Here is a 668-nt window from a genome sequence, read left to right on the forward strand (position 1 = left end):
CAGCTGGATGGAGAAAAAAGGGCATATTCGAATTCAACAAAATGCTTACCAGCGTGCTTATTCAGTTGATAGTCTTTTCATAGACCACAGGAAATAAGCGGTTTTATAATCTCTCTCAGAAATTACTGGGAGAGACTTTTTTTGTTTGAAGGTTCACTCCTTCTTGTTACAGTCCGATATACTAATTAAGAAGAATCATTATGAATGGTGGTATGGTCTTGACAATTTTATCATTAAATCTAACTGCTATGCAGAATCGTTTTCCAAATGTAACCAGTTCGATGCTCTCACTTGAGCCAACTAAGGCCCAGGATCATAAGACTTATAATGAGCCTATAGAAAAAGACCATATTTGGCTGGAGGCAGTCCAGCAGTCAGTAGGAAATATAGAGTGTGTATTTGTTTACGGATTTGGCCAGGGGCTTGGCATTGCTGATATCCTTGAAATGTACCCTGATCGGTTGCTCTTTGTATATGAGCCGGATGAATACCAGTTTCTAAACTCCATTAGTAGCTATGATATGCGGAGTATTTTAGAGCATCCCAATTTATACTGGCTAGCTACTGGTGATTCCCAATTGAATTCATTGTTTTATATGGCATCTGTCCATATGCAGCGTGAGCTGGCTTTCGTAGCGCTTCGTCATTATCTTGAGGTTGAGATGGAT

1 pseudogene is annotated in these 668 nt (G+C 39.5%); it reads left to right on the plus strand.

Going from position 1 to position 668, the window contains the following annotated elements:
• Window positions 1–212: 212 nt before the first annotated feature.
• Window positions 213–668 (plus strand): annotated as a pseudogene (locus AC5V8P_RS25905) (motility associated factor glycosyltransferase family protein); the annotation flags it as partial.

It is taken from the genome of Paenibacillus sp. N119s, from assembly GCF_059447605.1.